Raw genomic sequence first — 1,510 nt, forward strand, 5'->3', positions numbered from 1 at the left:
GTCCGTCGTCAGAACATTTGGCACAACTCGCGGCGTAGGTTTGCGGAGTTTGGGCCTCGTCTCGGTTTGATGTTTAGGCGGCGAGCCTGCGGTGTTGCAAGCGCCGATGTTCGAGTGTCTTTCGCTTGATCCTTTCTCTTCGTTTGATGATGGCAGATGCTCTGCCGAAGTAGGCATCGGCGGGTGTGACGTTGTCGAGGCTCTCGTGGTAGCGCTGGTGGTTGTAATGCTCGACGAAGGCCTCGATCTGCTGTTCGAGATCGCCGGGCAGGAAGTAGTTCTCCAGCAACACACGGTTCTTGAGGGTCTGGTGCCAGCGCTCGATCTTGCCCTGGGTCTGCGGATGGAAGGGTGCGCCGCGAACGTGATCCATCTGCTTGCCATTGAGATAGTCGGCCAGTTCTCCGGCGATGTAACTCGGGCCGTTGTCGCTCAGGAGTCGCGGCCTGTGCAGCACGTTGGCGTGGTCGCAGCCTGAGGCCGCCAGCGCCATGTCGAGCGTGTCAGTGACGTCCTCGGCCCGCATGGTGGTGCAGAGCTTCCATGCAATGATGTAGCGCGAGTAATCGTCGAGCACGGTCGAGAGGTAAACCCAGCCCCACCCGATGATCTTGAAGTAGGTAAAGTCCGTCTGCCACATCTCGTTGGGCCGAGTCGTCTGCGTGTGGAACGCCTCTGCTGCCTTGATCACCGTGTAGGCCGGGCTGGTGATCAGATCATGTGCCTTCAGGAGCCGATAGACCGTGGCTTCGGATACGAAGTAGCACCGCTCGTCGGTGAAGCGCACCGCCAGCTCGCGCGGGGACAGATCGGTCTGCTCCAGCGCCATCTCGACGATCTGGTCCTGGATATCCTCGCCGATGCGGTTCCACACCCGGCTCGGCGCTGAAGGGCGGTCCTGAAGCGCCTCCGGCCCGCCTTCGAGGTAACGGTCATACCAGCGATAGAAGGTCCGCCGCGCTATGCCGAGTTGGTCCAGCGTGCGCTTTGCGGGCAAGTGCGATTGCTCAACGATCCTGATGATCTCCAGCTTCTCGGATGCGGGATATCTCATTCGTCGTCTCCCCCATCCGCAATCATGCTTTTTTTGAGCAGCCGGTTCTCCAGGGTGAGGTCGGCCACACACTCCTTCAGATCGCGGGCCTCGCGGCGCAGGTCCTTCACCTCGTCCGTGGTCGCGGCACGGGCTGTATCGCCAGCAAGCCTGCGTTTGCCGGCCTCCATGAACTCCTTGGACCAGGTGTAATACAGGCTCTGGGCAATGCCTTCCTTGCGGCACAGTTCGGCAATGGAGTCATCACCGCGCAGGCCTTCCAGAACGATCCTGATCTTGTCTTCTGCAGAAAAATGCCGACGGGTCCGGCGGCGGATGTCCTTTACGACCTGCTCGGCAGGCTTTTTGGACCTTGAGGATTTGGGCTTCATCTTCGTTCCTTCGTCACTACGACGAAGCCCAAATCCTCCTCAAATCACAACCTCAAATCTGTGCCATAGGCGCTGACGGGGGACA

Annotated in this window: 1 protein-coding gene; it reads right to left on the bottom strand. The window is 59.9% G+C overall.

Annotated features, from left to right (window positions below):
* Positions 1-73: 73 nt before the first annotated feature.
* Positions 74-1,425 (bottom strand): IS3 family transposase gene (locus tag ACGHJ7_RS14725; protein ID WP_390479173.1). Its coding sequence is split into 2 segments (ribosomal slippage): positions 74-1,087 and positions 1,090-1,425, totalling 1,350 coding nucleotides; the frame shifts between segments, so codons are not numbered across the junction.
* Positions 1,426-1,510: the final 85 nt, after the last annotated feature.

Origin of the sequence: Altererythrobacter sp. MTPC7 (assembly GCF_042851395.1) — a bacterium.
Lineage (GTDB): Bacteria > Pseudomonadota > Alphaproteobacteria > Sphingomonadales > Sphingomonadaceae > CAJXSN01.